This is a genomic window from Streptomyces sp. 135 (genome assembly GCF_020026305.1).
Classification (GTDB): domain Bacteria; phylum Actinomycetota; class Actinomycetes; order Streptomycetales; family Streptomycetaceae; genus Streptomyces.
Genome location: NZ_CP075691.1, coordinates 7,183,995 through 7,210,792, shown reverse-complemented (window position 1 = coordinate 7,210,792; position 26,798 = coordinate 7,183,995). Strand labels below are relative to the sequence as shown.

The 26,798-nt window shown below is 71.1% G+C and carries 24 protein-coding genes and 1 pseudogene; 14 read left to right on the top strand and 11 right to left on the bottom strand.

Translation table 11 applies throughout. The features are described from left to right. Window positions 1–79 precede the first annotated feature (79 nt). From KKZ08_RS32455 to KKZ08_RS32445, 3 genes are all read right to left on the bottom strand, one after another. Window positions 80–523 (bottom strand): SRPBCC family protein, encoded by a 444-nt coding sequence (locus tag KKZ08_RS32455; protein WP_223777819.1) that lies wholly within the window; start codon window positions 521–523, stop codon window positions 80–82. Window positions 524–619: 96 nt separating this feature from the next. Next, window positions 620–1,879: an SLC13 family permease gene (locus tag KKZ08_RS32450; protein ID WP_223777818.1), complete on the bottom strand. Its 1,260-nt coding sequence runs from the start codon at window positions 1,877–1,879 to the stop codon at window positions 620–622. A 44-nt stretch (window positions 1,880–1,923) separates the two neighbouring features. After that, window positions 1,924–2,466 carry a GNAT family N-acetyltransferase gene (locus KKZ08_RS32445; protein ID WP_223777817.1) on the bottom strand — a complete coding sequence of 181 codons (543 nt, stop codon included), beginning with the start codon at window positions 2,464–2,466 and terminating at the stop codon, window positions 1,924–1,926. A 261-nt stretch (window positions 2,467–2,727) separates the two neighbouring features. On the opposite strand from KKZ08_RS32445, the gene KKZ08_RS32440 reads away from it, so the two are divergent. From KKZ08_RS32440 to KKZ08_RS32430, 3 genes are all read left to right on the top strand, one after another. Continuing rightward, window positions 2,728–3,762 (top strand): Rv2578c family radical SAM protein, encoded by a 1,035-nt coding sequence (locus KKZ08_RS32440; RefSeq protein WP_223777816.1) that lies wholly within the window; start codon window positions 2,728–2,730, stop codon window positions 3,760–3,762. Between the two features lie 202 nt (window positions 3,763–3,964). Next, window positions 3,965–5,551 (top strand): alpha/beta hydrolase, encoded by a 1,587-nt coding sequence (locus KKZ08_RS32435; protein WP_223777815.1) that lies wholly within the window; start codon window positions 3,965–3,967, stop codon window positions 5,549–5,551. Next, complete coding sequence (locus tag KKZ08_RS32430; RefSeq protein WP_223777814.1) at window positions 5,548–5,946, top strand: RidA family protein; 399 nt, start codon at window positions 5,548–5,550, stop codon at window positions 5,944–5,946. Before KKZ08_RS32435 ends, KKZ08_RS32430 begins: the two co-directional genes overlap by 4 nt. Window positions 5,947–6,088: 142 nt before the next feature. Here the strand turns inward: KKZ08_RS32430 and KKZ08_RS32425 are convergent, their stop codons facing one another. Then, on the bottom strand, window positions 6,089–6,658 hold the full coding sequence (locus KKZ08_RS32425; RefSeq protein ID WP_223777813.1) for an adenylosuccinate lyase: 570 nt from the start codon (window positions 6,656–6,658) through the stop codon (window positions 6,089–6,091). A gap of 345 nt (window positions 6,659–7,003) precedes the next feature. Here KKZ08_RS32425 and KKZ08_RS32420 point away from each other — a divergent pair, with 345 nt between their 5' ends. The 9 genes and pseudogenes from KKZ08_RS32420 (at window position 7,004) to pssA (ending at window position 17,865) form a co-directional block, all read left to right on the top strand. Then, entirely contained in the window at window positions 7,004–8,800 is a 1,797-nt protein-coding gene (locus tag KKZ08_RS32420; RefSeq protein ID WP_223777812.1) for a 3-hydroxyacyl-CoA dehydrogenase, read from the top strand. 112 nt (window positions 8,801–8,912) lie between these two features. Continuing rightward, window positions 8,913–9,725 (top strand): TetR family transcriptional regulator, encoded by an 813-nt coding sequence (locus tag KKZ08_RS32415; RefSeq protein ID WP_223777811.1) that lies wholly within the window; start codon window positions 8,913–8,915, stop codon window positions 9,723–9,725. A gap of 394 nt (window positions 9,726–10,119) precedes the next feature. Beyond that, the gene (gene ccrA / locus KKZ08_RS32410) at window positions 10,120–11,457 is read left to right on the top strand and encodes a crotonyl-CoA carboxylase/reductase (RefSeq protein ID WP_223777810.1); all 1,338 of its coding nucleotides are present in this window, start codon (window positions 10,120–10,122) and stop codon (window positions 11,455–11,457) included. A gap of 22 nt (window positions 11,458–11,479) precedes the next feature. Continuing rightward, the gene (locus KKZ08_RS32405) at window positions 11,480–13,507 is read left to right on the top strand and encodes a protein meaA (RefSeq protein WP_223777809.1); all 2,028 of its coding nucleotides are present in this window, start codon (window positions 11,480–11,482) and stop codon (window positions 13,505–13,507) included. Beyond that, window positions 13,504–14,468, top strand: a pseudogene (locus KKZ08_RS32400) (CoA ester lyase). Before KKZ08_RS32405 ends, KKZ08_RS32400 begins: the two are co-directional and overlap by 4 nt. Before the next feature lie 5 nt (window positions 14,469–14,473). Further along, on the top strand, window positions 14,474–14,986 hold the full coding sequence (locus tag KKZ08_RS32395; RefSeq protein WP_223777808.1) for a MaoC family dehydratase: 513 nt from the start codon (window positions 14,474–14,476) through the stop codon (window positions 14,984–14,986). Window positions 14,987–14,990: 4 nt separating this feature from the next. Next, window positions 14,991–16,196 (top strand): acyl-CoA dehydrogenase family protein, encoded by a 1,206-nt coding sequence (locus KKZ08_RS32390; RefSeq protein ID WP_223777807.1) that lies wholly within the window; start codon window positions 14,991–14,993, stop codon window positions 16,194–16,196. Between the two features lie 171 nt (window positions 16,197–16,367). Next, window positions 16,368–17,024 carry a phosphatidylserine decarboxylase gene (locus tag KKZ08_RS32385; RefSeq protein ID WP_223777806.1) on the top strand — a complete coding sequence of 219 codons (657 nt, stop codon included), beginning with the start codon at window positions 16,368–16,370 and terminating at the stop codon, window positions 17,022–17,024. Continuing rightward, window positions 17,011–17,865 carry a CDP-diacylglycerol--serine O-phosphatidyltransferase gene (gene pssA, locus KKZ08_RS32380; protein ID WP_223777805.1) on the top strand — a complete coding sequence of 285 codons (855 nt, stop codon included), beginning with the start codon at window positions 17,011–17,013 and terminating at the stop codon, window positions 17,863–17,865. Before KKZ08_RS32385 ends, pssA begins: the two co-directional genes overlap by 14 nt. Before the next feature lie 76 nt (window positions 17,866–17,941). Here pssA and KKZ08_RS32375 read toward each other — a convergent pair whose 3' ends face one another. The 5 genes from KKZ08_RS32375 to KKZ08_RS32355 are packed head-to-tail and all read right to left on the bottom strand — an operon-like array spanning window position 17,942 to window position 22,772. Next, complete coding sequence (locus KKZ08_RS32375; RefSeq protein WP_223777804.1) at window positions 17,942–19,210, bottom strand: ABC transporter substrate-binding protein; 1,269 nt, start codon at window positions 19,208–19,210, stop codon at window positions 17,942–17,944. Beyond that, window positions 19,207–20,286, bottom strand: coding sequence for a branched-chain amino acid ABC transporter permease (locus KKZ08_RS32370; RefSeq protein WP_223777803.1), 1,080 nt, complete (start codon window positions 20,284–20,286; stop codon window positions 19,207–19,209). Before KKZ08_RS32370 ends, KKZ08_RS32375 begins: the two co-directional genes overlap by 4 nt. Continuing rightward, the gene (locus KKZ08_RS32365) at window positions 20,279–21,169 is read right to left on the bottom strand and encodes a branched-chain amino acid ABC transporter permease (protein WP_223777802.1); all 891 of its coding nucleotides are present in this window, start codon (window positions 21,167–21,169) and stop codon (window positions 20,279–20,281) included. The genes KKZ08_RS32370 and KKZ08_RS32365 overlap by 8 nt, the downstream gene beginning before the upstream one ends. Then, entirely contained in the window at window positions 21,166–21,969 is an 804-nt protein-coding gene (locus tag KKZ08_RS32360) for an ABC transporter ATP-binding protein (protein ID WP_223779279.1), read from the bottom strand. The genes KKZ08_RS32365 and KKZ08_RS32360 overlap by 4 nt, the downstream gene beginning before the upstream one ends. After that, the gene (locus tag KKZ08_RS32355) at window positions 21,951–22,772 is read right to left on the bottom strand and encodes an ABC transporter ATP-binding protein (RefSeq protein WP_223777801.1); all 822 of its coding nucleotides are present in this window, start codon (window positions 22,770–22,772) and stop codon (window positions 21,951–21,953) included. The genes KKZ08_RS32360 and KKZ08_RS32355 overlap by 19 nt, the downstream gene beginning before the upstream one ends. 261 nt (window positions 22,773–23,033) lie before the next feature. Here KKZ08_RS32355 and KKZ08_RS32350 point away from each other — a divergent pair, with 261 nt between their 5' ends. Then, a complete protein-coding gene (locus tag KKZ08_RS32350) occupies window positions 23,034–24,245 on the top strand; it encodes a helix-turn-helix domain-containing protein (RefSeq protein ID WP_223777800.1) in 1,212 nt (403 codons plus the stop codon). A 107-nt stretch (window positions 24,246–24,352) separates the two neighbouring features. Here the strand turns inward: KKZ08_RS32350 and KKZ08_RS32345 are convergent, their stop codons facing one another. Then, window positions 24,353–25,498 carry a glycerate kinase gene (locus KKZ08_RS32345; protein ID WP_223779278.1) on the bottom strand — a complete coding sequence of 382 codons (1,146 nt, stop codon included), beginning with the start codon at window positions 25,496–25,498 and terminating at the stop codon, window positions 24,353–24,355. 255 nt (window positions 25,499–25,753) lie between these two features. Here KKZ08_RS32345 and KKZ08_RS32340 point away from each other — a divergent pair, with 255 nt between their 5' ends. Continuing rightward, window positions 25,754–26,254 carry an NUDIX hydrolase gene (locus tag KKZ08_RS32340; protein ID WP_223777799.1) on the top strand — a complete coding sequence of 167 codons (501 nt, stop codon included), beginning with the start codon at window positions 25,754–25,756 and terminating at the stop codon, window positions 26,252–26,254. Between the two features lie 20 nt (window positions 26,255–26,274). Here the strand turns inward: KKZ08_RS32340 and KKZ08_RS32335 are convergent, their stop codons facing one another. Beyond that, a complete protein-coding gene (locus KKZ08_RS32335; RefSeq protein ID WP_223777798.1) occupies window positions 26,275–26,790 on the bottom strand; it encodes a methylated-DNA--[protein]-cysteine S-methyltransferase in 516 nt (171 codons plus the stop codon). Window positions 26,791–26,798 lie beyond the last annotated feature (8 nt).

The following is a 26,798-nucleotide window of genomic DNA, read 5'->3' as shown; positions in this document are numbered from 1 at the left end:
GGGAGCGGAAAGAAGACCACTCGAAACGGTGAGCGTGAGAACAACCCCCGAGGGGTTGTCCCGGGAGGCCGCGCGGGCGTTACTTCTCCAGCTCGGTGGCGAGGTTGCCGAGGACGGCGTCGTAGATCCGTCCGAGGCCCTTGGGTGCGAAGGTCTTCTCGAAGAAGCCGCCGATGCCGCCCGCGCCGTTCCACACGCTGGTGACGACCACGCGGGACCGGCCCTCGCCGGCCGGGGTGACGGTCCAGGTGGTCACCATGGAGGAGTTGCGGTCCTTCTCGACCAGCTCGCCGTCGGTGGGCTCGGTGACCTCCAGGAGGCAGTCGCGGATCCGCTTGCTGGTGGCCTGGAGCTTCCAGTGGACCAGGGTGCCCTCGCCGTCGCCGCCTTCGCGTACCTCGTACTCGCTGAAGTGCTCCGAAAGGATCTTCTCGCGCGTGCCGTTGTAGTCGGCCAGTGCGTCGAAGACGTCGTCCGGCTGTGCCGCGATGATCCGCTCCGTGGTCGCCTCGACCTGCGCCATTGCACTTCCTCCAGCACTTGGTTTATCGGGGAGTTCAGGGAGAGCCAACCACCCGGCGCACCGGCCCCCCAAATCGGGGCCGCCGCCGGGGTCCGCTCAGGCGGGCAGCAGCCGCAGCGAGACCCAGAGCGCGACGGTCGCGAGGACGAGGGCCGCGGGCGTGGTGAGCAGGCCGAGGCGGGTGAACTCCCGCAGGCGGACGTGGTGTTCGTGCTGGTGGGCGATGCGGCGCCAGAGCAGGGTGGCGAGGGAGCCGGCGTAGGTGAGGTTGGGGCCGACGTTCACGCCGATGAGGACGGCGAGGACGGCTCCGGGGCCGGACGGCGCGGCCAGGGGGACCAGGGCGAGGACGGCGGGCAGGTTGTTGATGAGGTTGGCCAGGAGCGCGGCGACGGCGGCGGTGCCGAGCAGCGCGGGCAGGGCGGTGCCGTCCGGCAGGACGTGCCCGAGGGCGTCGCCGAGGCCGTTGTCGACGACAGCCCGGACGACGACGCCGAGGGCGAGGACGAAGGCGAGGAACGGCAGCGAGGCCGAGCGTACGAGCGCGAGCGCGGTGGTGCGCCGCAGCAGGAGGGCGCGCACGGCGAGTACGGACGCCCCGGCGGCCGCGGCCCAGGCCGGGTCGACGCCGACGGTGGAGGCGACCGCGAACCCGGCGAGCGTGAGCGCCACGGTGACCAGGGCGAAGAGCGGCATACGGGGCGGTTCCGCGGTGTCTCCGCCGTCGGCCGGCGCGTCGAGGTCAGCGGCGAAGAACCGCCGGAAGACGGCGTACTCGACCGCGATGGCGACCAGCCACGGCAGCGTCATCAGCAGGGCGAAGCGCGTGAAGCTCAGGCCGGTGGCGGCGAACGCCAGGAGGTTCGTGAGGTTCGAGACGGGCAGCAGGAGCGAGGCGGTGTTCGAGAGGTGGGCGCTCGCGTAGACGTGCGGCCGGGGCCGCACGCCCATGCGGGCGGCGGTCGCGAAGACCACGGGGGTGAGCAGGACCACGGTGGCGTCCAGGCTGAGGGCCGCGGTGATGGCCGAGGCGAGAGCGAAGACCGCGGCGAGCAGCCGGCGCGGGCGCCCCGCGGCCCGGCGCGCCATCCAGGTGCCGCAGGCGTGGAAGAGCCCTTCGTCGGCGCAGAGCTTGGCGAGCACCAGGACGGCCGCGAGGAAGCCGATCACGGGGCCGAGCCGCGCGGCCTCGTCCCGCACGTCGTCGAGCGGGATCGCCCCGGCCGCGATCACGACGCCCGCGGCCGGTACGGCGAAGACGGCTTCCGGGCGGCCGAAGGGGCGTACGACCGCGCAGACCAGCACCACGGCCAGGGCGGCGACGGACAGGGACTCGACGAGCATGCTTCCGATCATGCAACGTGCGTGCGGCCCGCCCGTCACCGGACCCGGCAATTCCGCTAGCTGCGGGACGCCTCCGGCGCGGTGGCCCGGAACCGGGCCGTGGTGCCGTCATCGCTCCAGCGGTGCAGCCCGGCCTTCTCCAGGACGCGGACGGAGGCCGGGTTGGCGCGTTCGACGTCGGCGTAGACCGTGGTGACGTCCGGCAGGGTCAGGGCGTACGCCACGAGGGCACGGGCGGCCTCCGGGGCGTAGCCGCGCCCGCGCCGCGAGGCGACGACGCCGTAGCCGAACTCCACGGAGCCCTCGCTCGGCGGCCAGAGCAGGCTGATGGAACCGACCACCAGGCCGCTCTCCTGTTCGACGATCAGCCGGTGGCCGTACGCGCCGGGGTCGCCGGTTCCGCCCGGACCGCTCGGGCCTTCGGCGATCTGCTCGGCGATGACGCCCGCGATCACCTGGTCCCCCTCGGCGGGGAAGTCCTCGGCCCAGTGGGCCGAGCGGCGGCCGGCGAGGACGTCGGCGACCTCGGCCGGGGACCAGTTCCTCAGCCGCAGGCGTTCGGTGGTCGGTTCGGCGGTGGGGAAGGGGGAGACAGACACGCGACGCTCCAGGTCGTTTCAGGGAGGGAATGCGACCGGGCCGCGCGGAGTGAGCCCTGCTTCTCTCAGGCTCGGGCGGCCCGGACAAGGGCATGCCGATGAAGCGTCCGGCGGGCCATATTCATCGACCTCCTTCGTCGTCGCGGTGATCGCGCGGGTCGCGCTTGACGGGACGCTATCAAAGCGCTGCCCCGCGCTCCGAGTCGCACGATCAAGGGAACATGTGTTCTATTCTGTGGTCAGTGCTACCGAGGAGGCGTCATGCGCTGGGAGAACCTCTCCGACGGACCGCGTCAGGGCACCGCTGATGCCGCGCTGTTCGGCGCGGACGCGGTGACGACGCGGACCTTCGACACCCCTGAGTTCGCGGGAATCACCTTTCACGAGATCCGGGCCAGGTCGATCGTCAACCGCGTGCCGGGCGCGTCCCGCATGCCGTTCGAATGGACGGTCAACCCCTACCGGGGCTGCACGCACGCGTGCGTCTACTGTTTCGCGCGCAAGACCCACAGCTATCTGGACCTGGACACCGGCATCGGGTTCGACAGCCAGATCGTCGTCAAGATCAACGCCGCCGAGCTGCTGCGGCGCCAGCTCGCCTCGCCGCGCTGGCACGGCGACCACATCGCCATGGGCACCAACGTCGACTGCTACCAGCGCGCGGAGGGCCGCTACCGCCTGATGCCGGGCATCATCGAGGCGCTGCGCGACCGCGGCAACCCCTTCTCGATCCTCACCAAGGGCACGCTGATCCTGCGCGACCTCGATCTGCTGCGGCAGGCCGCGGCCGTGACGGACGTCGGCATCTCCGTCTCCGTCGGCTTCACCGACCACGAGCTGTGGCGCACCGTCGAGCCGGGTACGCCCGCCCCCGAGCGGCGCCTGGACGTCGTACGCACCCTGACCGGGCACGGCATCGGCTGCGGGGTCCTGATGGCGCCGGTGATCCCGTTCCTGGGCGACCACCCCGACCAGCTGCGCGCCACGGTGCGGGCCATCGCCGCGTCCGGCGCGACCTCCGTGACGCCCCTGGTCCTGCATCTGCGGCCAGGCGCGCGGGAGTGGTTCATGGCGTGGGTGGGGCAGCACCATCCGCATCTGGTGCGGCGGTACGAGCGGCTGTACGCGGAAGGGGCCTACGCCCCGAAGTGGTACCAGCGACGCATCACCCGGCACGTGCACGAGCTGGCCGAGGAGTTCGGCATCGGCCCCACGCGCGCCGGTGCCGCGCGCCGCGTCCCGGTCCCCGAGGAGCCGGAGCCGGCCGCGGGCCCCACCCAGCTCACGCTCCTGTAGAGCGGGCCCCACCCAGCTCACGACACTCCTGTAGGAGGACCCCTTTTCACGGGCACCCTTTCCCGGCCCCCTTTCGCGGGTGGCCGCCTGCTCCTTTCAGGTCATTCATTGACAGAACCGCCGCTTCCGGGCGGGCTTTCCGGGACGATGCGGCCGAGGTCGTGGCGTGCACGGCCCCGGATCCTCCGCCCTGGGAAGCCTGATGAAGAAACGCGCCGTCGCCCTCTGCTCCCTCGCCGCGCTGACCGGAGCGGCCGTGCCCGCCGCCGGACCGCCGCCCGCGGCGAGCGCCTCCCCCCCGCGCACCGCACAGGCCGCCCCGGCGGCCCCGCTCGCGTGGAAGAAGTGCGCCACGAAGGCCCATCCGGCGCTCCAGTGCGCGTCGGTGAAGGTCCCGCTCGACCACCAGCGGCCCGCAGGCGAGCAGATCATCCTCGCCCTGTCGCGCGTCCCGCACACCGCGGCCACGTCCCAAGGGCCGCTCCTGGTCAACCCCGGCGGCCCGGGCGGCAGCGGCCTGGCCATGGCCGGGTCCGTCGCGAAGGCCCTTCCCAAGGAGGTGGCCGCGCGGTACGACGTCATCGGTTTCGACCCGCGCGGCGTCGGCAGGAGTGAGCCCGCGCTCAACTGCCGCCCCGGACACTTCAGCCCCGTGCGCCCCGCCAGCGTTCCGGTCACGCCCGCCCTGGAGCGGGCCAACCTCGACCGGGCGCGGGCCTTCGCGCGGGCGTGCGCCTCGAAGTACGCGGCCGTCCTGCCGTTCATCGACACGGTGAGCGCGGCCAAGGACATGGACGCCATCCGTGCCGCTATCGGCGCGCCACGCCTGAGCTATCTCGGCTACTCGTACGGCACGTATCTGGGCGCCGTCTACGCCAAGCTCTACCCGCACCGCGTGCGCCGCATGGCACTCGACTCCCTGGTCGACCCGACGAGCATCTGGTACGCCGCCAACCTCCGGCAGGATTACGCCTTCGACGCCCGCCACAAGGCCTTCATGGCCTGGATCGCCCGGCACGACTCCGCGTACGGCCTGGGCGGGGACCCCGCGCAGGTCGAGGCCCGGTGGCACACGATGCGGCGGACACTGGCGGAGCGCCCCGCGGGCGGCAAAGTGGGCGCCGCCGAGCTGGAGGACACCTTCCTCCCCGGCGGCTACACCAACCGCTTGTGGCCGCTCCTGGCCGCGGCCTTCGCGGCGCATGCGAACGGCAAGGACACCGCCCCGCTCCTGAAGGCGTACGAGACCCTCGGCGCGAGCGGCGCGGCGGGCGAGAACAGCTACAGCGTCTACACGGCCGTGCAGTGCAGGGACGCCCAGTGGCCCCGTGAGTGGCGTACCTGGCGCGAGGACCACACGCGGATCCACGCGAAGGCACCGTTCGCCACGTGGAACAACGCCTGGTACAACGCCCCGTGCGCCTTCTGGCCGACACACCACCTGAGCCCGCCGGACGTCTCCAACTCCGCGCTGGCACCGGTCCTGCTCTTCCAGGCGACCGACGACCCGGCCACTCCGTACGAGGGCGCCGTCGCCCTGCACCGCAAGCTGGACGACTCGCGCCTGGTGGTCGAGCGGGGTGGCGGCAACCACGGCGTCACCCTGCGCGGAAACGCCTGCCTGGACCGGCACTTGGCGGCGTACCTGTCGACCGGTGAGGTGCCCGGCAGCGGCGGTGAGGTGGACGCGGTGTGCGAGGCGCTGCCCGACCCGAAGCCCTCGCGAAACCGTGAAGGCACCCCCGGGCGCGGGGCGTTGTCGGTGCCGTGGTCCACCATGGGGGCATGAGCCGACTGACCCACATCAGCGCCCCCGAGGGCGTGGCCCCCGCCACCGCGTACACGCACGTCGTCATGGGGACGGGCCGTCTCGTGGCGATATCAGGGCAGTTGGCCCTGGACGAGGGCGGTGATCTGGTCGGCGAGGGGGACGCGGCGGCGCAGGCCCGGCAGGTGTTCGAGAATCTGCGGCGCTGCCTGGCGGCGGCGGGCGCCACCTTCGAAGACGTGGTGAAGCTGACGTACTTCGTGACGGACATGGCGCACATGCCGGCCGTCCGCGCCGCGCGGGACACCTTCCTGGACCCCGAGCGGCTCCCCGCGGCGTCGGCGGTGCAGGTCGCCTCGCTGGTCGACCCCGCGTTCCTGATGGAGATCGAGGCGTTCGCGGTGGTGGCCGAGTAGATGCCGGAGGTGCGCGTACGGGAGAGCGACAACGACGTGCCACGGAGTTCTGGGGTGGGCGTGTCGTGGGCCGGCCGAGGGGCGATGGCGCTGTCCGGCCCCGTCAGGGGAGCGGGGAACTGCGCGCCCAGCCCCCACCCCCTCACTCCGGCAACCGCGCCAACGCCGCCGCAGCCGCAGCCGCAAGCCTCGGATGCCCGCACGCCTCGGTCAACACCGGCCGCGCCCGCGCGTCACCCAATGCCCCCAGCCCCTCCACACAGGCGAGCGCGATCTTGCCGTAGGGGTCGTGGGGCGCGAGCCGACGCCGCAGCGTGGTGATCAGGGCGGGCGCCGACTCCGGCGCCCGCAACTCCGTCAGCAACCGCACCGGATGGAGCGCATAGGCGACGCGGAGCTCGTTCGTCGCCAGGGCCGCCGCCGCGCGAGCCGTGCGCGGATCACCGAGCCGTGCCAGCGCGTACGCCGCCGCCGCGCACCGCGGCGCGTCCCGGTGGTTGAGGAGGAGGACGAGCGACTCGAAGGCTCTGCGATCACCCGCGACGCCCAGCCGGAACGCCGCCAATTCCCGCGCCCACAGCGGCCGTCCGGGAGAGACGAGCACCTCGGCCAGCTCGTCGGGATCGCCGGTCGCGACCAGTTCCTCGTACTCCCGAGAGGCCCCCGCCTCACCCCGTAAACGCTCCGTCACCGTCCGCGACTCCTCATCCATGAACGCGAGCCTAAGCCTTACCCAGCAGTCGCGACGTAGATCACAGGGATCCGGGATCAGCGAGGGCTGGCGCGCTCGTTACCCGGCGGTTAATCTCATGTGAGCGGGGCACACTCCCCGTGAGCACGTCCTCACGACGGCCTGGTGACGCAGCCGCCGTGGGTGTCAGTCGGTTCGGTACCTCAGGTATCCAGTACGGCTCGGCCTCGGGACAGGGCCGGTCGGCCTCACCGGGCGTGGACTCTGCGCCGCCCGGACACGACACCTCAATTCCCGCACGCCGCGCGACAGTTCCCTGTACCCGCGTGCGCCCCTCAGTCGTCACTCTCTTCCTGGAGTCCACGCATGGACGCTCCCTTGAACGACACCTCCCCGCACACGGTCGCCGTCATCGGTCTGGGCACGATGGGCACCGGAATCGCCGAGGTCCTGGCCCGTGCGGGCCGCGAGGTCATCGGCATCGACATCAGTCAGGCGGCGGCCACGCAGGCCGTCGCCTCCCTGGAGGCCTCCACGGCCCGCGCCGTGCGCCGTGAGCGGCTCACCGACGAGGAGCGGCGCGACGTCCTCGCCCGCTTCCGCACCTTCACCGACCTGCGGGCCGCCGCCGACGCCGACCTGGTCATCGAGGTCACCCCGGAGTCGTACGAGATCAAGCAGCAGGTCATCCGCGAGCTCGACGGCGTCGTGCGCCCCGACACGATCATCGCGACCGGCACCAACGCGCTGTCGGTGACCCGCCTCGCCGCCGAATCGGCGCGCCCGGAGCGGGTGCTCGGCCTGCACTTCTTCAACCCGGCGCCCGCCATGAAGCTGGTCGAGGTGGTCTCGTCCGTGCTGACCTCGCCCGCCGCCGTCGCCACGGTCACCGAGCTGGCGCAGGCCCTCGGCAAGGAGCCCGTCGCGGTCGGCGACCGCCCCGGCTTCGTCGCCGACGGACTGCTCTTCGGCTACCTCAACCAGGCCGCCGCGATGTACGAGGCGAAGTACGCCTCCCGCGAGGACATCGACGCCGCGATGAAGCTGGGCTGCGGCCTGCCGATGGGCCCCCTCGCGCTGCTCGACCTGATCGGCGTGGACACCGCGCGCACGGTCCTGGACGCCATGTACGCCGAGTCGCACGACCGGCTGCACGCGCCCGCCCCGATCCTCAAGCAGCTCAGCGAGGCGGGCCTGACCGGCCGCAAGACGGGCCGCGGCTTCTACACGTACGCCGAGCCGGGCAGCGCCGAGGTCGTGCCCGACGCGCTGACCCCGCTGGAGGGCGAGCGGCGCGCGCAGGGACGTACCGTCCGCTCCGTGGGCGTCGCGGGCTCGGGGACGATGGCGTCCGGCATCGCGGAGGTCTTCGCCAAGGCCGGTTACGACGTGGTCCTCGCCGCGCGCACCGACGAGAAGGCCGAGACGGCCAAGGCCCGCATCGGGAAGTCGCTCGCGCGCTCCGTCGACAAGGGCCGGCTGACGGCCGAGGCCGCCGCCCAGACGTTGGAGCGGATCACCCCGGCCGGGTCGTACGAGGCGTTCGCCGACGTCGATCTGGCCCTGGAGGCCGTCGCCGAGGACCTGGAGATCAAGCAGCAGCTGTTCGCGGCGCTCGACAAGGTCTGCAAGCCGGGCGCGATCCTGGCGACCACCACCTCGTCGCTGCCGGTGGTGGCCTGCGCCCGCGCCACCACGCGTCCGCGCGAGGTGATCGGCATGCACTTCTTCAACCCGGCCCCGGCGATGAAGCTCGTCGAGGTGGTCCGCACCGTGCTGACCGCCGACGACGTGCACGCCACGGTCCGCGAGGTCTGCGCGACCATCCGCAAGCACCCGGTGGACTGCGGCGACCGCGCCGGGTTCATCGTGAACGCGCTGCTGTTCCCCTACCTCAACAACGCGATCAAGATGGTCCAGGAGCACTACGCGACGCTCGACGACATCGACGCCGCGATGAAGCTCGGCGGCGGCTACCCCATGGGCCCCTTCGAGCTCCTGGACGTCGTCGGCCTGGACGTCTCGCTGGCCATCGAGAAGGTCCTGCACCGCGAGTTCCGGGACCCGGGCCTGGCTCCGGCGCCGCTGCTCGAACACCTGGTGGCCGCGGGCTGCCTCGGCCGCAAGACGGGCCGTGGCTTCCGCGAATATGCCCGGCGCTGAGCCGGCCGAGGAGCGCCCGGGGGCGCGGGCCGACTGGGGCGGGCTGCTCGGGCCCCCGGGCAGCCCCGTCCCTCGGAGGCACCGTGCCGCGCATATGCAGTACGTTCATGGCATGTCCAAGGCCGCCAAGTCCTCCCGTACGCCCGCCACGCCCGACGCCCCGGAGAGCGCCGCGGGCAGCCGTGCCGCCGCCCAACGGCTCAAGATGCGCCGGGAGCTGGCGGCGGCGGCCATGGAGCTGTTCGCGTCCAAGGGGTACGAGGCGACGACGGTCGACGAGATCGCCGCGCAGGCCGGGGTCGCCCGCCGGACCTTCTTCCGGCACTTCCGCTCCAAGGAAGAGGCGATCTTCCCGGACCACGACGACACCCTGGTCCGCGCGGAGGCCGTGCTCAACGCCGCTCCCCCGCACGAGCACCCGCTGGACACGGTGTGCCGCGGCATCAAGGAAGTCATGAAGATGTACGCGGCCTCGCCGGCGGTCTCCGTGGAGCGCTACCGCCTCACCCGCGAGGTGCCGACGCTCCGGGAGCGCGAGATCGCCTCGGTGGCCCGTTACGAACGGCTCTTCACCCGGTATCTCCTCGGCCACTTCGACGAGCACGCGCACCACGACGGCAACGACGACCCGCTGCTCGCCGAGGTCGCCGCCTCCGCGGTGGTCACCGCCCACAACCACGTCCTGCGGCGCTGGCTGCGGGCCGGCGGCCAGGGCGACGTGGAGACCCAGCTCGACCACGCCTTCGCGATCGTCCGGCGCACGTTCGGCACGGGGATCGGGGCGGGCCGCGACACGCTGCCCGCGGCGTCCCCGGCGACGGTGTCCTCTCAGGGGGAGGTCCTGGTCACGGTGGCACGGACGGACGCCCCCTTGCACGAGGTCATGCGGACCATCGAGAAGGCCCTCCGAGAGCGAGCGTCTTAGCCTGTTTCGCCCTTTTCTTCCTCGGGTTTTGAGGGGGTGCTACCAGTCGGTAGCACCCCCTCCGTCATGCCGTGACACCCCTCTGACCTGCACTGATCGATCATCGGTCAAAAAATACTGGCACCCAGTGTCTTGCCGACTGGCACGCGGTGCCATACGTTGATGTTGTCCGGGCGGCCGGCGTGCAGAGATCATCCGTACGCCGGCTGTCCCCTCAAGCCACGGCTTGCGCGTCCGGACGCCTGCGTCACAGGCACCTCTCACGCCCCACCAAGGCGTTGCCGAGCTCCACCCCCTTGGCCGAACCGACGGCACACCTCCAAAGCCCCGCCAGCACCCCACGAAACGTCGAGCAGCGTTCTCCCCAGACCGCTTCTTAGCCGGAGGCAACACCGTGAAGGAAATCCTGGACGCGATTCAGTCGCAGGACGCACAGTCCGCCGACTTCGCCGCTCTGCCCCTCCCGGACTCGTACCGCGCGATCACCGTGCACAAGGACGAGACGGAGATGTTCGCGGGCCTGGAGACGCGCGACAAGGACCCGCGCAAGTCGCTCCACCTCGACGACGTGCCGCTCCCCGAACTCGGCCCCGGCGAGGCCCTGGTGGCCGTCATGGCCTCCTCGGTCAACTACAACTCGGTGTGGACCTCGATCTTCGAGCCGGTCTCCACCTTCAGCTTCCTGGAGCGCTACGGCCGGCTCAGCGAGCTGAGCAAGCGCCATGATCTGCCGTACCACATCATCGGTTCCGACCTCGCGGGCGTCGTGCTGCGCACCGGCGCCGGCGTGAACTCCTGGAAGCCCGGCGACGAGGTCGTCGCGCACTGCCTGAGCGTCGAGCTGGAGTCCTCCGACGGCCACAACGACACGATGCTCGACCCCGAGCAGCGCATCTGGGGTTTTGAGACCAACTTCGGCGGCCTGGCGGAGATCGCACTCGTCAAGTCCAACCAGCTGATGCCGAAGCCCGACCACCTGAGCTGGGAGGAGGCCGCCTCGCCGGGCCTGGTGAACTCCACCGCCTACCGCCAGCTCGTCTCGCGCAACGGCGCCGGCATGAAGCAGGGCGACAACGTCCTGATCTGGGGCGCCAGCGGCGGACTCGGCAGTTATGCCACGCAGTTCGCGCTCGCCGGCGGGGCCAACCCCATCTGCGTGGTCTCCAGCCCGCAGAAGGCGGAAATCTGCCGCGCCATGGGCGCCGAGGCGATCATCGACCGCAACGCCGAGGGCTACAAGTTCTGGAAGGACGAGCGCACCCAGGACCCCAAGGAGTGGAAGCGCTTCGGCAAGCGCATCCGCGAGCTGACCGGCGGCGAGGACATCGACATCGTCTTCGAGCACCCCGGCCGCGAGACCTTCGGCGCGAGCGTGTACGTCACCCGCAAGGGCGGCACCATCACCACCTGCGCCTCGACCTCGGGCTACATGCACGAGTACGACAACCGCTACCTGTGGATGTCGCTGAAGCGCATCATCGGCTCCCACTTCGCCAACTACCGCGAGGCCTGGGAGGCCAACCGCCTCATCGCCAAGGGCAAGATCCACCCGACGCTCTCGAAGGTGTACTCCCTGGAGGACACCGGCCAGGCCGCCTACGACGTCCACCGCAACCTCCACCAGGGCAAGGTCGGCGTCCTCGCCCTCGCCCCCCAGGAGGGCCTCGGCGTCCGCGACCCGGAGAAGCGCGCCCGGCACATCGACGCCATCAACCGCTTCCGGAACGTCTGAACGCCCTAAGGAGCAGCGGGACATGACAGAGCGCCAGAAGGACCGGCCGTGGCTCATGCGGACGTACGCCGGTCATTCCACGGCGGAGGCGTCCAACGAGCTGTACCGGCGCAACCTCGCCAAGGGCCAGACGGGCCTCTCGGTCGCGTTCGACCTGCCCACCCAGACCGGCTACGACCCCGACCACATCCTCGCCCGCGGTGAGGTCGGCCGGGTCGGCGTCCCCGTCTCGCATCTCGGCGACATGCGACGGCTGTTCCAGGACATCCCCCTGGAGCAGATGAACACCTCGATGACGATCAACGCCACCGCCATGTGGCTTCTGGCGCTCTATCAGGTGGTCGCGGAGGAGCAGGGCGCGGACATCACCAAGCTCCAGGGGACGACGCAGAACGACATCGTCAAGGAGTACCTCTCGCGCGGGACGCACGTCTTCCCGCCGGTGCCGTCGCTGCGCCTGACCACCGACATGATCACGTACACGGTGGCCCACATCCCCAAGTGGAACCCCATCAACATCTGCAGCTACCACCTCCAGGAGGCGGGGGCCACACCGGTCCAGGAGATCGCGTACGCGATGTCCACCGCCATCGCGGTCCTCGATGCCGTGCGCGACTCGGGGCAGGTTCCCGAGGAGAAGTTCGGGGACGTCGTGGCCCGCATCTCCTTCTTCGTGAACGCGGGTGTCCGCTTCATCGAGGAGATGTGCAAAATGCGGGCGTTCGGGCGGATATGGGATCAGGTCACGCGCGAGCGGTACGGCATCGAGGACCCCAAGCAGCGCCGCTTCCGCTACGGCGTGCAGGTCAACTCGCTGGGCCTGACGGAGGCGCAGCCCGAGAACAACGTCCAGCGGATCGTCCTTGAGATGCTGGCCGTCACCCTCTCCAAGGACGCACGCGCGCGTGCCGTGCAGCTCCCCGCCTGGAACGAGGCGCTCGGCCTGCCGCGCCCGTGGGACCAGCAGTGGTCCCTGCGCATCCAGCAGGTCCTCGCACACGAGAGCGACCTACTGGAGTACGAGGACATCTTCGACGGTTCGCACGTCATCGAGGCCAAGGTCGCGTCCCTGGTCGAGGAGTCCCTCGCGGAGATGGACCGCATCGAACAGATGGGCGGCGCGATGGCCGCCGTCGAGTCCGGCTATCTCAAGTCGCAGCTCGTCTCCTCGCACGCCGAGCGCCGGGCGCGGATCGAGTCCGGCGAGGAGAAGATCGTCGGGGTGAACTCCTACGAGTCCACCGAGCCGAACCCGCTCACCGCCGACCTGGACGCGGCGATCATGACGGTCGACCCGGCGGTCGAGGCGCGCGTGGTGAACGCCCTCAAGGACTGGCGCGACAACCGCTACCAGCCGCCGTTCAACCACCCCCGCCCGTGCAAGGCCCTGGAGCGGCTCAAGGAAGTCGCCGCGGGGACGGGCAACCTCATGGAAGCCACCCTGGAGTGCGCACGCGCCGGTGTGACGACCGGCGAGTGGGCGGGCGCCCTGCGGGAGGTCTTCGGCGAGTACCGGGCGCCCACGGGCGTCTCCAGTGCTCCGGTGGCCGTCACCGCGGAGGAGGGCACGCCGCTCGCCCTGGTCCGCGACAAGGTCGCGAAGACGGCCGCCGACCTCGGCACCGGCAAGCTCCGCTTCCTGGTGGGCAAGCCCGGCCTGGACGGGCACTCCAACGGCGCCGAGCAGATCGCGGTGCGCGCGCGGGACGCCGGTTTCGAGGTCGTCTACCAGGGGATCAGGCTCACGCCGGAGCAGATCGTCGACGCGGCGCTCGCCGAGGACGTGCACGCGGTGGGCCTGTCGATCCTCTCCGGCTCGCACGCCGAGCTGGTGCCGGACGTCCTGGTGCGCCTGCGCGAGGCGGGCGCCCACGACATTCCCGTGATCGCGGGAGGCATCATCCCCAACAGTGACGCCGAGGACCTGCTGGCGGCGGGCGTGGCCGCCGTCTTCACCCCCAAGGACTTCGGCATCACGGAGATCATCGGCCGTATCGTCGACGAGATCCGGAAAGCGAACAAGCTCGACCCTCTGGAGGTCCCCGCATGACCGCGCCCATCAACCGTCTGCGCCCGCGCCGCTCCTGTCTCGCGGTGCCGGGAAGCAACCCCCGCTTCCTGGAGAAGGCCCAGGGCCTCCCCGCCGACCAGGTCTTCCTGGACCTGGAGGACGCCTGCGCGCCGCTCGCCAAGCCGGAGGCCCGGCACACCATCGTCAAGTTCCTCAACGAGGGCGACTGGACGGGCAAGACGCGGGTGGTGCGCGTCAACGACTGGACGACCGAGTGGACGTACCGCGACGTCGTGACCGTCGTGGAGGGCGCCGGCCAGAACCTCGACTGCATCATGCTGCCGAAGGTGCAGACGGCCGACCAGATCGTCGCCCTCGACCTCCTGCTCACCCAGATCGAGAAGACGATGGGCTTCGAGTAAGCAAGATCGGCATCGAGGCGCAGATCGAGAACGCGCGCGGCCTCAACAACGTCAACGCCATCGCCGAGGCGTCCCCGCGCGTCGAGACGATCATCTTCGGCCCGGCCGACTTCATGGCCTCCATCAACATGAAGTCCCTGGTCGTCGGCGAGCAGCCGCCCGGCTACCCGGCGGACGCCTACCACTTCATCCTGATGAAGATCCTGATGGCGGCCCGCGCCAACAACCTCCAGGCGATCGACGGCCCGTACCTCCAGATCAAGAACGTCGACGGTTACCGCGAGGTCGCGAACCGCGCAGCGGCGCTCGGCTTCGACGGCAAGTGGGTGCTGCACCCCGGTCAGGTCGAGGCCGCCAACGAGGTCTTCTCGCCCTCCCAGGAGGACTTCGACCACGCCGAACTGATCCTGGACGCGTACGAGTACTACACGTCCGAGGCCGGCGGCAAGAAGGGCTCGGCGATGCTCGGCGACGAGATGATCGACGAGGCCAGCCGGAAGATGGCGCTGGTCATCTCGGGCAAGGGGCGTGCCGCCGGCATGACCCGCACCTCCAAGTTCGAGGCCCCGGAGGCGTAAGACACATGCAGTTCGGCCGCACCTACGAAGAGTTCGAAGTCGGCGCCGTGTACAAGCACTGGCCCGGGAAGACGGTCACCGAGTACGACGACCACCTCTTCTGTCTGCTCACCATGAACCACCACCCCCTCCACATGGACAGCAACTATGCGGAGAAGACGACCGACTTCGGGAAGAACGTCGTCGTGGGCAACTACATCTACTCGCTGCTCCTCGGCATGTCCGTGCCCGACGTCTCCGGCAAGGCGATCGCCAACCTGGAGGTCGAGTCGCTCAAGCACGTGGCGCCGACGTTCCACGGCGACACGATCTACGGCGAGACGACCGTCCTGGACAAGACGCCTTCCAGGTCCAAGTCGGACCGCGGGATCGTCTACGTGGAGACCAAGGGCTACAAGCAGGACGGCACCCTGGTCTGCGTGTTCCGCCGCAAGGTGATGGTGCCCACCGAGACGTACATCAAGGAGCGCGGCGGCGAGCAGCCCGGCCGCCCGGAGCTGAAGTCCCAGGAGAAGTGACGTCATGACCCGACTTGCCCAGACCGCCGGTCTCACCGACATCCAGCAGGAGATCCTCTCCACCGTCCGGGACTTCGTGGACAAGGAGATCATCCCTGTCGCCACCGAGCTCGAACACCGCGACGAGTACCCGCAGGCAATCGTCGACGGTCTCAAGGAGTTGGGCCTGTTCGGCCTGATGATCCCGGAGGAGTACGGCGGCCTGGGCGAGTCGCTGCTCACGTACGCGCTGTGCGTCGAGGAGATAGCGCGTGGCTGGATGTCGGTCTCCGGCATCATCAACACCCACTTCATCGTCGCCTACATGCTCAAGCAGCACGGCACGCAGGAGCAGAAGGAGACCTTCCTTCCGCGCATGGCGGCCGGCGAGGTGCGCGGCGCGTTCTCGATGTCGGAGCCGGGGCTCGGCTCCGATGTGTCGGCGATCACATCGAAGGGTGTCAAGGACGGCGACGACTATGTCCTGAACGGTCAGAAGATGTGGCTCACGAACGGCGGTACGTCCACTCTGGTGGCCGTACTGTGCCGGAGTGACGAAGGACACCCTGAGGGCACCGCCCCCCACAAGTCGATGACCACGTTCCTCGTGGAGAAGGAACCGGGCTTCGGCGAGGTCCGTCCCGGCCTGACCATCCCGGGCAAGATCGACAAGATGGGCTACAAGGGTGTCGATACCACCGAGCTCATCATGGACGACCTGCGAATTCCGGCCAATCGTGTACTCGGCGGAGTCACCGGCCGAGGGTTTTACCAAATGATGGACGGTGTCGAAGTGGGCCGAGTGAACGTCGCGGCGCGTGGCTGCGGTGTCGCTCAGCGTGCGTTCGAGCTCGGTGTCTCGTATGCCCAGCAACGCCACACTTTCGGCAAGCCGATCGCCCAGCATCAGGCGATCCAGTTCAAGTTGGCCGAGATGGCTACCAAGGTCGAGGCCGCCCATGCGATGATGGTCAACGCAGCACGCAAAAAGGACTCCGGGGAGCGAAACGACCTCGAAGCGGGGATGGCGAAGTACCTCGCCTCCGAATACTGCAAGGAAGTCGTCGAGGACGCGTTCAGGATTCACGGCGGTTACGGCTTCTCGAAGGAGTACGAGATCGAGCGCCTCTACAGGGAGGCTCCGATGCTGCTGATCGGTGAAGGTACCGCCGAGATCCAGAAAATGATCATTGGTCGTCGACTGCTCGAAGAGTATCGATTCCAGGGCTAGATGCCCGGTTTAGGGCGTTTTCTTCGCGAAGAAGATCACACCCTGTCAACACTCTTCGGCCGCCGACTCGGCTTCCTGGCTTGCCCAGTTGTGCCTCGCAACCGATAGCATCCGGAGAAAGCCGCCGTCCCCCGTATCACCGCGCGGCATCATCCGCTACGAAGGTCATCCATGCCCCACAGCCAAACCTCTGCACCACGCGACGGCATTCTCACGGGACGCCTTGCTCGCGGAGCATCGCCGTGGCTCCTGCCGACCGTCGCCACCGCGGCACTCAGCCTCGCCCGCGCGCGCCGTTCCAAGGGCGCGGCGGCCGTCGCCGTCCCCGCCACCGCGCTGGCGGCGGGGATGCTGTGGTTCTTCCGCGACCCCGAGCGCGAGATCGCTCAGGGCCGGGTCATCTCCCCCGCCGACGGCGTGGTGCAGAGCATCATGCCGTGGAAGGACGGGCGGACCCGCGTCGCCATCTTCATGAGCCCGCTGAATGTCCACGTCAACCGCGCGCCCCTCGCGGGCACGGTGACGTCCGTGGAGCACATCCCCGGCGGGTTCGTCCCGGCGTTCAACAAGGAGAGCGAGAACAACGAACGCGTTGTCTGGCACTTCGACACCGAGCTCGGCGACATCGAGATGATCCAGATCGCGGGCGCGGTCGCGCGGCGCATCGTGCCGTACGTGCCGCAGGGCACGAAGGTGGAGCAGGGCGAGCGGATCGGCCTGATCCGCTTCGGCTCGCGTGTCGACATCTACCTCCCGGAGGGTGTCGAGGTGGACGTCGAGGTCGGTCAGAAGACCGTGGCTGGGGTGACTCGCATTGACCGTGGTTGATCCTGAGACCCAGACGGGCTGGGTGCCCGAGGCCCTGGAGGACGAGGCCGACGAGGAGATGCCCCTCTCGTTGCGCCTCTCAATAGCGGACACCCTCACCCTCGGCAACGCCACGTGCGGGTTCATGGCGGTGTACTTCACCACCACGGGCATCCTCACGCCGTACCTCCAGGGCAGCACCGAGAGCGGCATGGCGCGGCACTCCGCCGCGACCGCCGTGATCCTGATGCTCTGCGCGGCCGTCTTCGACCTCTTCGACGGGCTCGTGGCGCGCAAGCTGCGGTCCTCGCCGATGGGCGCCGAGCTGGACAACCTCTCGGACCTGATCAGCTTCGGCCTTGCGCCGGCGTACTTCGTCCTCGTCTACGGCATGGTCGCGGACGACGCGCACCAGCGCGTGGCGGCGGTGGGCGCGATCGTGGTGCTCCTGGCGGTGGTGCTGCGGCTCGCGCGGTTCAGTTGCGTGACCGTGAAGGACGGCACCTTCCAGGGCATGCCATCACCCTTCGGTGCCCTCACGGTCGTCTCGATCGTGCTCCTTGAGCTGCCCTTCGTGGCGACGCTCCTCGCGATCCTCGGCACGGCCTGGCTCATGGTCAGCCGCGTCGAGTACCCGAAGCCGCGCGGTCCCCTCGCGGTGGCCATGCTCGCGTGGATCGTGGCGGCCATGGGGCTCCTCGCGGCCTGGGCGTTCGACGCGCCCGGCGGCCAGCTGCTCCTGCAGACCGGCTGCGCGCTCCAGGCGGTCCTCGGCGCGGTGATCCCCCTGTTCGCCACCGCCCGACGGGTGAACAACTTCCGGGGCAACCGGCGCGAGGCCCGGGCCGCGCAGTTGCCGTAGCCTCTGTACCCGGCTCAACCTCTGTACCCGGCAAAAGGGGCCCGAACCATTCGGTTCGGGCCCCTTTTCCGTGCCGTCAGCTGCCGGCCGTGTAGCCCCGCGCCGCCTGGGCCGCGCCCGGCTCCCGGACCACCTGCATGCCGCCGGTCGCCTTCTTGTCCGGGCGGAGGATCACGCTCTCCTTGGAGGAGGGCGCCTTCGGGTCGGTGAAGTCCTGCCGGACGCCGAAGCCGGAGTCGAAGGCGTCCAGGGTCAGCAGGGCCTTGCCGACGCCGTCCCGCGTGAGGTCCTTGTCCTCGCACGCCTTCTTCAGGGCCTCACCGAAGACGGAGGCCGCCGTCCAGCCCGCCACGACTCCGTTGTCGAGCGCGTCCTTGGGGTGGGCCTTCTTGTAGTCGGCGACGAGCTTCTTCGCCGCCGCCGTGTCCGCGCCGATCGGCAGCGTCGGCGAGGCCACGTAGTAGTTCTTCTCCAGGGCGGGGCCCGCCTGCGTGGCGAGGAGCTGCGGGGCGAACGCCGAGTTGTTGCCGATGACCGGGACATCGAAGCGGCCGGCCGCGGCGACGCCTACCAGGGAGGCCGCCTGGCGGGGGCCCGCGCTGATCACGACGCCCTTGACCCCGGCCTTCTTCAGGGCGGAGACCTGCGCGGTCATGTCGTTGTCCGTCGGCTTGATCTTCTGTTCGACGACGGTGAGGCCCGCCTTCTCGGCCATGTGCTTGGAGCCCTTCAGGGCGCTCTCGCCGTAGTCGCCCTCGAAGTAGACGTGCCCGAGCTTGTCGCCCTTCTTGAGGCCCTTCTCCTTCATCAGGAAGTCGATCGCGTTGATCGTCTCCAGGTCGTACGTCGAACCGATCACTCGTACGTACGGGCTGCCCAGCAGGTTCGCCGACCAGGCCTGGGGCAGGACCAGGCCCTTGTCGCCGTCGACGCGCTGCTTGACGGCGGCCACGAAGGGCGAGCCGATGAACTGGGCGAAGCCGAGGACCTTCGGCTCCAGCTCGGTGTAGGCGGCGACGGCCTTCTGCGGGTCGTAGCCGTGGTCGCGGACGGTGAGCTTCAGCTGATGGCCGCAGATGCCGCCGTCGGCGTTGGTCTGGTCGACGTAGAGCTGCTGGGCCTGGGTGACGCTCTTGCCGAGGGTGGCGTAGACGCCGGTCATGTCGGTGAGGACACCGAGGTTGATGGTCTTGCCGGAGACGCCCTCGCCGGTCTTCACGCCTCCCGCGTTCTTTTCGCCGTCCGTGTCGCCGTCGGTCGCCTTGGAGCTGCACGCGGTGAGCGCGAGCAGCGCGGCGACGGCGGTGGCGGCCGCCGTGGCCCTGGTCAGTGTGCGTGTGTTCATGCTGTCTCCCCTGGGGTGCCTGGAGTGGGTTTGCTGCGCCGGGCGGTGATCCTCACCAGGCCGCCGGGCAGGAAGAGCACCACCGCCACGACGGCGGCGCCGTACAGGTACCGGGACGCCTCGCCCGGTGAGATCCCGCCCGTGCCCGGCGCCGACACGAGCGGCAGCGCGTCGCTGTAGCGGGTCAGCAGCTGCGGGAGGAGGGAGACGAGGGCCGCGCCCGCGACCGCCCCGGAGACCGAGCCGAGGCCGCCGATGACGATCATGGCGAGGTACTCCAGGGAGAGCGTCATGCCGAAGTAGTCCGGCACCGTGCGCTGGAAGACGAGGGCGAGCAGCACGCCCGCGAGGCCCGCGTACATCGACGACAGGACGAAGACCCCGGCGCGGTAGCGGGCCACCGGCACACCGATGACACCGGCGGCGACGCGGTGGTCGCGGATCGCGTTCATGGCCCGCCCCGGACGGCCGCGCAGCACGCCCCGGGCGAAGAGCCCGCAGGCCAGGAGCAGCACGAGGCCGGCGTACCAGAGCTTCTCCGCGGAGCCGAAGGGCACGGCGGCGACGACGGCCTCGCGCTCGTCGAAGGTGAGGCCGAAGAGGCTCAGGGGCGGGACGTCGCGTCCGTTGGAGCCGCCGGTCAAGTCGTGGGCGTTGAACAGCACGTGCTGCCCGATGAAGATCAGCGCGAGCGTCGCGATGCCGAGGTAGGCGCCGCGCAGCCGTCCGGCGATGGGGCTGAAGAGGCCGCCCGCGAGCCCGGCGAGGGCCACCGCGAGCGCGGCGGCGAGCCACGTGGGCAGCCCCAGGCCGGTCAGGCCGTCGCCGCCGTCCCCGGCGAGGACGCAGTAGCCGTACGCCCCGACGGCGAGGAAGAAGGCGTGGCCCATGGAGAGCTGGCCGGTGGCGCCGGTGAGGAGGTTGATGCCGATCGCGCCGATCGCGGCGGCCATCGCGAAGAGGCCCGCCTGGAGCCAGAAGCGGTCCAGGTAGAAGGGCAGGGCGAGCAGCACCACGGCGGCGGCCGCCCAGAGGGACGTACGGCGCCAGACGTGTGTACGGCGGGTGTCAGACACGGGCGAGCTCCTTCGTGCCGAAGAGCCCGGCGGGCCGGATCAGCAGGATCACGGTCATGACGAGGTAGGGCGCGAGGTCGCCGAGGCCGCGCCCGAGGAACGTCAGTTCGCTCTGGTAGCCGGTGGCGAGGGACTCGGTGACGCCGACGACGAGGCCGCCGACCAGGGCACCGGTGGTGGAGTCGAGGCCGCCGAGGATCGCGGCGGGGAACGCCTTCAGGGCGGCCAGCGAGGTGGCGCGCTCCAGGCCGGGCGTCGGGAAGACGGTGAGGAACAGCGCTGCGACGGCGGCGAGTGCCCCGGCCACCGCCCACGCGCCGAGCGAGACCCGCCCCAGCCGTACCCCCATCAGGGCGGCGGTCTCCGGGCTCTCGGCGGCGGCGCGCATCGCCACGCCCCAGGAGGTGTAGCGGAAGGCCAGCAGGAAGACGGTGATGAGCAGGGCGGCGGCGACGAACGCGGCGATGCGGGTGTGGGCGAGGGAGATCGGGCCGAGGGTCAGCACGTCGTCGCCCCAGGGGTCGCCGAGCGGCAGCACGTCGGTGCCGAGGCGCCGGGTCAGCTCGGTGGTGAGCAGGATGTCGACGCCGATCGTGACGATGGCGAGCACACTGTGGTCGGCGCCCCGGTAGCGGCGCATGACGAGGAACTCCACGGCGGCCCCGACGACGGCCGCGCCCGCGATGCCCACGAGCAGCGCCGGCCAGAAGCCGAGGTCGTCGTGGAGGGACGCGGTGATGTAGCCGCCCGCGAGGAGCAGCGAGGCGTGGGCGAAGTTGACCACCTCGGTGGCGCGGAAGATGACGACGAAGCCGAGCGCGATGAGCGCGTAGACGGAGCCCATGGAGAGTCCGTTGAGGAGGAGTTCGGTGAAGGTGGTCATGAGCGGGTGTCCCCCTCTCCCAGGTAGGCGCGGATGACCGCCGGGTCGTTCTGTACGTCGGTGGGGGCGCCGTCGGCGATGCGGCGCCCGAAGTCCAGTACGGTCACCGCGTCCGCGAGCCGCATCACCACCCCCATGTCGTGTTCGACCAGGACGATCGAGATGCCGAGGCTGTCGCGGACGCCCGCGATGACGGCGGCCGTGCGGCGCCGCTCGTCGCCGGTCATCCCGGCGACGGGTTCGTCGAGGAGGAGCAGGCGTGGCTCCATGCACAGGGCGCGGGCCAGCTCGGCGAGTTTCTGCTGTCCGTAGGGCAAGGATCCGGCGGGCTGGTCGAGTTGGCGTTCGAGACCGACGAACGCGGCGATCTCGCGGACGCGTTCGCGGTGCAGGCGCTCCTCGCGGGCCGCCGAGGGGAGGCGGAGCCCGGCGGCCAGGAAGCCGGTGCGGGTCAGGCGGTGGCGGCCCAGCAGCAGGCTGTCGGCGACCGTGGCGCGGGGCGGCAGCGCGAGGTTCTGGAAGATGCGTGCGACGCCGAGGCCTGCGATCTCGTGCGGACGCATGGCGGTGAGCTCGTGCTCCCCGAAGCGGACGCTGCCGCCGGAAGCGCGGTAGACGCCGGACAGGACGTTGAAGCAGGTGGACTTGCCCGCGCCGTTGGGTCCGATGACGGCGTGCACGGTGCCGGGGCGGACGGTGAAGCTGACGGCGTCCAGGGCGGTGAGCCCCGCGAAACGGACGGTCAACTCACGCACTTCAAGGGGCGGTACGGTTTCCGGGGTCACCGTCCGGCCTCCCAGCGCGACAGGGTAGGCAGGGCGCCGAGGCCCTGGCCGGCGTCGGCCGCCGCATCCTCGTCGACCACGCCGAGGTAGCGGCGGCGTACCTCGTCGGAGGCGGCGAGTTCGTCGGCGGGGCCGGACAGGGCGACCTCGCCGACGTCGAGGACGTACGCGCGGGAGGCGAGCCGCAGCGCGAGCGCGGCGTTCTGCTCGACGAGCAGCACGGAGGTGCCCTGGGCGTTGATCTCCCGGATCGTGTCGGCGATGCGGGCGGCCATCAGCGGCGCGAGGCCGAGGGAGGGTTCGTCGAGGAGCAGCAGGCGCGGGGCGGCCATGAGCGCCCTGCCCACGGCAAGCATCTGCTGTTCGCCGCCGGAGAGCAGTCCGGCGCGCTGGCCGCCGCGTTCGGCGAGGACCGGGAACAGCTCGTGGACGCGGCGCAGGGCGTCCGCCTTGGTGGCGCGCGACCCGGTCGAGCCTAGCGCCCCGGCGCGCAGGTTGTCGGTGACGGTCATGCGGGCGAACACCCGCCGCCCTTCCGGGACCTGCGAGATCCCGGCGGCGACCACGCGGTCCGGCGCGAGGCCGGCCAGGTGGGTGCCGTCGAAGTGGATGTCGCCCGAGGTGAGCGCCCCGCCCTGGAAGGAGAGGGTGCGCGAGACGGCGCGCAGCAGCGTCGACTTGCCCGCGCCGTTGCCGCCGAGCACGGCGACGACGGTGCCGTCCGGCACGTCGAGCGAGACCCGGCGCAGGGCGCGCACGGGGCCGTAGCCGACCGACACCTCCCGTACGACGAGCCCGGAGCCGCCGGGATATCGCACTCCGGAACCTCGTATGTCGGAACCACCCACGTACCAGCCCTCCAGATCCCGCACGGCCCGTCCGCCGTCGCGTGGCGCTCACCCCAGCACCGCGGGAGCGGCCCGTCCACGGGCAGCGGGCGAATCGCTGCGGGGGACCAGCGGCGGCGGCCCGCCGTTGTGCACGCGCACAAGACCGCGTGTCAGGGGCCTGCGGGAGGGGGGTGGGCCGTGGCATCCTCCGCACGAAGGACGTCCTGGAGCGCGCCGATGGAGGGATCCATGACCGGGCCCACGAACGGCCGCAGGCCTCGCACCGGCCACGACTGGAGACTCCTCAAGGAGGCGTGCACGGCCCTGCTGCCCCGGGTGCCCGAGCTCGTCGACGAGCACCTGCGCCAGCTCTCCGAGCACTCCCCCGTGTTCGGGCGTGTGCTGCCGTACGACGTGCACTGGCGCGAGGCCGAGGAGGCCATGCGGATCGGCATCGAGGCGATCTCGGCGCCGCGGGCCTCGCCGCGCCGCGACCTGGAGTACGCGGAGGAGTCGGGCCGGCGGCGCGCCCAACAGGGCCTGCCGCTGGACCTGTTGGTGCACTCGTACCGCAACGCGGGCTATCTGGTGTGGGATTCGCTGCTGGAGGGGGTGGCGGGCAAGGACCCGGAGAAGCTGGCGGTCCTGATGCGTTCGGCGACGATGGTGTGGTCGGCGGTGGACGCGCAGGCGGCGGTGGCGTCCGACGCGTACCGGGCGACCGAACTGGAGTTGCGCCGGCGCACCGACGAGCAGTTGCAGGCGCTGCTCGACGCGCTCCTGGAGGGGCGGCAGGCGCCGGGCCTGGCGGCGCGCGCGGCGGCCGGGCTCGACCTGCCCGAGCACGGCCCGTACGCGGTGGTGGTGCTGCGCGTGGAGCGGCGTGACGGGCGCGAGGCGTTCCACCGGCAGATCCAGCGGCCTGGGTTCCGCTTCGTGTGGCGGATGCGGACGGACTGCGAGGTGGGTGTGGTCGCGCTCGGCCCGGACGAGGGGCTCGACGGCCTCGCCCGGCTGCTCGACGGGCGGTGCCCGGGCCCCGGCGGCATCAGCCCCGTGGTGGGCGGCCTCGCGGACCTCGGCCATGCGCGGCGCCTCGCGGAACTGGCGCTGCGCACGTGTCCGCCGGACGCGACCGGCATCGTACGCCTGGACCGGCGGATGCCGACCGCCCTGCTGGTGAGCCAGCCGGAGCTGGCGGGACGGCTGGTCACGGACGTGCTGGGCGAGGTCCTCGCACTGGAACCGGCGGACCGCGCGGTGCTGCTGGAAACCCTCGACGCGTGGCTGTCCTGCGAGGGTTCGGCGGGCCGGGCGGCGGCCCGGCTCTACTGCCACCGCAACACGGTCTTCAACCGCCTGCGCCGCCTGGAACAACTGACGTCCCGCTCCCTGGCGAGACCGAGGGATCTGGTGGAGGTGGCGTTGGCGGTGGAGGCCCACAGACTGACGCCGGGATAGGGGGCGCCCCGTAAGGGGCGCGGGGAACTGCGCGAGCAACCAACCCCACACCCGCACCCCGCAACGGCCCCCGGAACGGCAAACGCCCCCCGGACCCCGCCCAGGCCCTACGCCAAGTAGTCCCGCCCCAGCCGCCCCGCAAGCTCCTCCAGAATCGGCCCCGCCTCAGCGATGCACCGCGCCACATCCGGCTCGATGTCCGTCAAGGCGTACGCCCGCCGAATCCCCGCCCTGCCGAGAACCTCCGGCGGCAGCGCGAGACGCCCGCAGACCGCGACGACCTCGACACCGGCGGCGCGCGCAGCGGAGGCCACCCCGGCGGGCGCCTTGCCGTGCAGCGTCTGCTCGTCGAGCGACCCCTCCCCGGTGATCACAAGGGTGGCCCGCTCCAACGCGGACGCGAAGCCGAGCACGTCCAGCATGACCTCGATGCCGGGCCGGAAGCCCGCCCCGAGCCCCACGAGCGCGCCGTACCCGATGCCACCCGCGGCACCCGCCCCCGGCGACTGCGCGTACTCGGCGGCCTCGGGCCCGATGGACTTCTCCAGGACCGCGGCGAAGTGCGCGAGCGCCGCGTCCAGCGCGGCGACGTCCTCCGGGCTCGCCCCCTTCTGCGGCCCGTACACGGCCGGCGCCCCCTTCGGCCCGGTCAGCGGATTGTCGACATCGCTGGCGAGCACGATGTCGACGTCCTTCAGCCGCGGGTCGAGCCCCGACAGGTCCGCGGTGGCCAGCTCCTTCAGCGGACCGCCGCCCGGCGCGACGGGCTCACCGTCCGCGTCGAGGAAGCGGGCGCCGAGCGCGGCCAGCATGCCCGCGCCGCCGTCGGTCGTGGCGCTGCCGCCGACGCCGAAGACGATGGTGCGGGCCCCCGCGTCGAGCGCGGCGCGGATCAGCTCGCCGGAGCCGTACGTCGTGGACGTGAGCGGCGCGAAGACGCCCTCGGGGAGCAGCTGGAGGCCGGAGGCCTCTGCCATCTCCACCACGGCGGTGCCGCCCTTGAGGGCGTACGCCGCCGTCACCCGGTCGCCGAGCGGCCCCGTCACGGTGACGTCGCGCCGCTCGAAGCCGCCCGCGACGGCCGCGGCGACCGTGCCGTCACCGCCGTCGGCGACCGGCAGCGCCTCGACCGACACCTCGGGGGCGACGGCGCGCAGCCCGGCCGTCACCCGCTCAGCGACCTGCACGGCCGTGAGCGAACCCTTGAACTTGTCCGCGGCGATGAGCACGTGCCGCGCCTGCTCGCGCCGCACCCGCTGCTCGCGTCCCGCCGTCCCTGAAGCGTCCGCCACCTTGCATTCCCCTTGCTTCCGGCCTTGCTCACCGCAAGGCAGTCGCGCCGCTGCGACCATAACCGCAGGAGGGGCTCCCTGCCCATGGCCGCCTGCGGAGCGGGACGGCGCATCACGACGGAAAACCGCCCTTTATCACCGCATTCCCGGTCACTGAACCGTGGAAATGATCGATCAGTCCCGACCGTGCGACCGGTCCGGCGCTACCCTTCCCCGATGACCACTCAGGACTACGCCACGTACATAGCGGGCCTCCCGCGCGTCCTGGTCGGAGCCGCCGCGCTCTTCCGGGACGTGGAGGGCCGGGTCCTCCTCGTCGAGCCCAACTACCGCGAGGGCTGGGCGCTGCCCGGCGGGACCGTCGAGTCGGACACCGGGGAGACGCCCCGCCAGGGAGCGCGCAGGGAGACGCTGGAGGAGATCGGGCTCGACGTGCCGCTCGGGCGGCTGCTCGCGGTGGACTGGGTGCCGCCGGGCCCCCGGCGCCCGCGTCCGCCGCTGGTGGCGTACCTGTACGACGGCGGGGTGCTGGACACGGAGCAGCTGAAGTCGATCAGGCTCCAGGAGGAGGAGTTGCTCTCCTGGCGGCTCGTGGCCCCCGAGGAGGTCGCGGAGCTGCTGCTGGGCGCGACGGGCCGCCGGGTCGCGGCGGCGCTCGACGCGCTGGCGCGCGGTGACGGCCCCGCCGAGCTGGAGGACGGGCACCGGGTCGGCTGACACCTGGTGCCCGGGCCCCGTTAGAAGAGGGCGTCCTCCCCACCGCTCACGCCCACGCCCAGGCCGCCGCCCTCGAAGACGAGCAGCCGCTGCTTGCGGTCGAGTCCGCCGCCGTATCCCGTGAGGTTGCCGTTGGCGCCGACGACGCGGTGGCAGGGGACGATGACGCTGATCGGGTTCTTGCCGTTGGCGAGGCCGACCGCGCGGGAGGCGCCGGGCTTGCCGAGGATCTCGGCGAGTTCACCGTACGTACGGACCTCGCCGTAGGGGATGCGCAGGAGCTCGTCCCAGACCATGCGCTGGAACGGCGTGCCGTCCAGCCGCAGCGGCAGGTCGAACTCTTTCAACTCCCCCGCGAAATAGGCTTTGAGCTGGCTGATCGCCTCGCCGAAGGGCGCCGGGTCGCGTTCGCCGAACGTCTCCTGCGCCGGCCGGTGGCGCTGGTCGGACATGTAAAGACCGCTGAGAACGCCGTCGGTGGCGACGAGGGTGAGCGGCCCGTAGGGGCTGTCGAGGACGGTGTGCAGGCGTTCCATTCTGATGT